1 protein-coding gene and 1 pseudogene are annotated in these 4,272 nt (G+C 56.9%); both read left to right on the top strand.

What is annotated here, in order from left to right:
• The first annotated feature begins 371 nt into the window (after positions 1-371).
• Positions 372-1,691 (top strand): annotated as a pseudogene (locus tag QQL28_RS45450) (transposase).
• Between the two features lie 552 nt (positions 1,692-2,243).
• Positions 2,244-3,767: a porin gene (locus QQL28_RS45445; protein WP_284276372.1), complete on the top strand. Its 1,524-nt coding sequence runs from the start codon at positions 2,244-2,246 to the stop codon at positions 3,765-3,767.
• Positions 3,768-4,272: the final 505 nt, after the last annotated feature.

The following is a 4,272-nucleotide window of genomic DNA, read 5'->3' as shown; positions in this document are numbered from 1 at the left end:
CCTTTAACGATCGGGTGCCTCACCTGCGCGCGATCAGATTGGAAACGCTGCGCGGCATCAGATTGGAATACCTGCGCGCGATCATTGGAATCCGCAAAGTCGCTTTAGTTGCGTGTTTTCACCCCGCGGCGTTTCGAGCCGCTTGGCCTACTATCTCCAGCCCCCGAATCCAGCCTTCCACTCGTAGATGCTGGCGTCTCGCTGAACCGCTGAACCATGCTTGGGGCCGCGCGCATCCTCCTTCACAACACGATGATTCCTCCGCAAGGCGGCTGCGTCGTCGCTCCGGTCCTGTTGATGTTGAAGAAGGCAGCTGTTGCGACGCAGAGGGATCAATGATTCAGTCTGTCTAATTAGCAGGACTGAAGTTCATGATGGGGCATCGGCAAGTCGACCAGCCTGCGTTGTTCTATGCGTTCTCGCTCGAGAAGCATATCCCGCCGACCACCTGCTGCGGTCGATCGATGGGTTTGTTGAGAAGAGATCAGGCGTGACCCGGCGGCGGTCTACAATAGCATCGGTCGGCCTTCGATCGATCCAGAGCTCATGATCCGGATGCTTCTGATCAGCTGCTGATTGGGCATCCGATCGGAGCGGTGGCTGTGCGATGAGGTCCCTCTCAATTTGGCCTACCGTTGGTTCTGCGGGCTCGGTCTGAATGGGGCGGTGTCGGTTCACTCGACGGTCTCCATGAACAGGCATGGCCGCTTCCGGCAGAGCGATCTCTCTCGTCGCGTGTTCGAGAGCGTCTTGCGCCGCTGCACTGACGAGCGACTGGTCGGTGGTGAAGGATTCGCGGTCGATGCGAGCCTGATCAGGCGGATGTCAATCAGCAGAAGGGGATTGAACGCGATAAGGGACTTCCGCCGGAAGCCGCTGGCCGCGATGAGTATCTGGCCGTCCTCGACGATGCCGCCTTTGGAGCGGCGACCGAGGTCACCTCGAAGTTCGTGTCGTCCTCCGACCCGGTGGCAAGGGAGGCGCACGGGCCAAGCGTTCTTCGGCTACTCGACGAACTACCTGATCGACGTCGATGATCATCGTTGATGTTCAAGCAATCACAGCGATCCGACAGGCCGAGGTCCTCGCCGCCAAACGCATGATCGAGTGTTCGATGGAGCGCTTCGACATCTATCCGGCTAGGCTCATGGGCGACAACGCTTGCGGCTCGGCTGAGATGCTCGGCTGGCTAGTCTATGAGCATGGCATCGAACCGCATGTGACAGTGTTCGACAAGGCAGGGCGCCAGGATGCTGCCTTCTCACGCGAAGACTTCACCTACGACCATGCCAGTGATGTTTACGTCTGCCCCGGCGGTAAGTTGCTGAGGACACCGGCTCATTGATCGATGGGACACTACGCTACCGGACGAGCAAGTACGATTGCCAAGCTTGCCGTCAAAAGCCCGGTGCTGTCCAAGGGAGACGGCTCGATACACGCCGCGATCGATCTATGAAGGCTCTCGTGACATAGCGCGCGAGATCGCGCGATCTTGGGAGGTGCTGGTATTGCAGCGGCTTCGCAAAAAGATCGAGATGCTATTTGCGCATCTCAAGCCCATTCTCAAGCTCGACCGTCTACCTCTACGAGGCCCAAACGGCGCTCGTGATGAGTTCATCCTCGCAGCCATCAGCCAGAACCTTCGGAAGATGGCCAAGCTGATCCCGATGCACCCCTGTGGCCTGCATTGATCCGGCAAAGGGTAGTACACGCGGCATTACAATCGATTACTGCCGGGCTTTTTCAACGGAATCGTTCTCATCTTGACCGAGAGCGAATTTCAATCCGGATTAGCTCCAGGGGGAAGGTCATCTTCGGCGTTCAACCTGTCAAGAGCGCCCCGCTTTTCGTGATCGATTGGGAGTTATTCAACTAGCGCCGTCCCGAAACCTCACATGAGGCCGTGAAATGGCACGTTCGCTTACTGCGGACAGTAACATCGTTGTGCCTTAACGAGGTACGGATCGTACCGATATGACGCGATGGGAACACACTCCGCAGAGCGCAAGTGCAAGTTAGTCCGTTTCGTACAAATCTTTTGAGTCGATTATGAAAATTGTCTGTCAACGTTGCTCTCGCGAGTGGCGGAATGATCTGCACCGCGACGCTCACTGGTGCGATCGATCAGTCGGCGTTCAAGGAAGGCCCTTACTAGGTCGAGAATGATTTGGGGGCGAAGATGGCTAGTCTCTTTAAGCGATTGAGCGGCCATTCTTGAGGCGAAGCAACTTGGAGGACCTTTTATGAAGTTGGCGAAGAGACTTTTGCTCGGTTCGGCGGCGGGCCTGCTAGCGCTAAGTGGAGCGCGGGCGGCTGATCTTCCGGTGAAGGCCAAGGCTATCGAGTACGTGAGGATCTGCTCGCTGTACGGCGCCGGATTCTACTACATTCCGGGCACTGACACCTGCATGAAGATCGGTGGCTATGTGCGTGCCGACACAACCTTTAACACAAACAGTTCTTACAATCCCCCAGACGGCGGAGTGGGTGCCGCGCGGAACCGCCTCAGCAATTACTACACGAGCAAGGCTCGTGCGCTCATGGATGTCGATACCCGCACCGCCACGGAGTATGGCATGCTCCGCACCTTTGCCGAACTCGTATACAGTTGGACCGACGGTGGTTATAATGGTGCCGGTACGGGTCTTACGGGCGGCGCGACCACGTATAACTCAAGTGGCACAAACGCCACCGTGGCGGGTGGTCAGCTCGGAGTCTGGTACGCCTTCATCCAGTTCGCAGGTTTCACATTCGGTAAGGCCGGCTCCCAATTCTCCACGCCCTGGGGTGAGTATCCGGGCAACTTCGTCGAGCTGGCTGGCAGCAGCGCCTGGGATCCCGTCAACCAAATCAGCTACACCGCTGACTTCGGGCAAGGTATTACGGCTTCATTCTCGGCCCAGGATCAGGTTCAACATGACACCTCCAACATCTGGAACGTGAGCGCAGCTACGGCTGCGGGGCTTGCTACCGGCACGTACGGCGCCAACAACATTGGCGGTTCGCGAGCTCCAGACCTCATCGCGTCAATTCGTGTTGACCAGGCTTGGGGCCTCTTCCAAGCGTCGATCGCGGCCCACGATAATCATGCTGCCTACTATGGCGCCACAGAGGTTACCGGATCTCCGAGCGATAAGTGGGGCTGGGCGGGTCAGCTGGCATTGTCGATCAAGAACCTCCCAACAGGTCCGGGTGACTCGATCAACGTGACAGGCGTCTATGCGCATGGTGCGAGCCGTTACGTCTTTAACGACTATATGTCGGCCAACTTCGCGAGGTATGGTGGTACGAATTTGGCAGGTGCTTACCAGAGCGTCGGAATTGCTGGTCTGTCTGACTCGGTGTTTGTGGCAGGCGCTGGCCAAGAGTTGACCACGACCTACGGTTTCAACAGCGCCTTCAATCATAATTGGAACGCATACTGGCATACTAGCGTCTTCGGTGGTTGGGGCGCGGTGCGCTATAACAGCACAGCTACGAGCTACATCTGTGGTGCGGTCGTCACAGGCCTTGCGCTGTCGAGCGGCCTTGCTGGTTGCAATCCCGACTTCAACTATGCGACGGTCGGTACATACGTCAGTTGGACGCCGGTCAAAGGCTTGGTCTTTGGAGCAGAAGTCGCTTACAACATCCTTGACCAGAAGTATGCCGGCGGAAGCACCGTGACGCTGCCGCTACAGGCGGGTATCGCAAAGCCTGCCGCGACGTACGAACTGAAAGACCAAAGCGCACTCACGCTGCTGCTCCGCGCTCAACGAAACTTTTGAGTGCATCAAACTAGCGGAGAGAGGCGACTCTATACCTAAGTTTAATCTCCAAGTAGGCCTCCGGCATGCCCGCCGGAGGCCTCTCAATAAATAAGATCGAGTTGTCGAAAGTTGGCGAACTGTAGAGTTGGTGTCCGGCAGCGCGAGGCTTTGCGAGAGGCCCACCTTACTATCAGCGCTCAGCCATGTTCTGGCTGAGGACCGCAAATCGTAAAGAGGTTGGGGCTGCAGGGAGAGGCTTCTTCTTCCCGAGAACCCGAGCCGCAGCAGTCTGTCACAAACTGGTCGCGTTCAAGCATCGAAAAATTGGCCTGCATGCTGAGCATTCCCTGGGACTCGGAATCGTAGGCGTAACGCGCGTCTTCCAATTACCCACAATTTGCGGTCGATTTAGACGACGTGTCCGAAGCGAAAACTTGAATCGGCAGAATCTGTTGTGATTCGTTGTCGAGCACCTGATTCGCAATTTGATGGTGCTCGGTGCATTTGGTATTAAAGGATCCTG

The sequence above is a fragment of the Bradyrhizobium iriomotense genome (assembly GCF_030160715.1).
Lineage (GTDB): Bacteria > Pseudomonadota > Alphaproteobacteria > Rhizobiales > Xanthobacteraceae > Bradyrhizobium > Bradyrhizobium iriomotense.
This window is presented reverse-complemented; position numbering and strand designations above follow the sequence as displayed.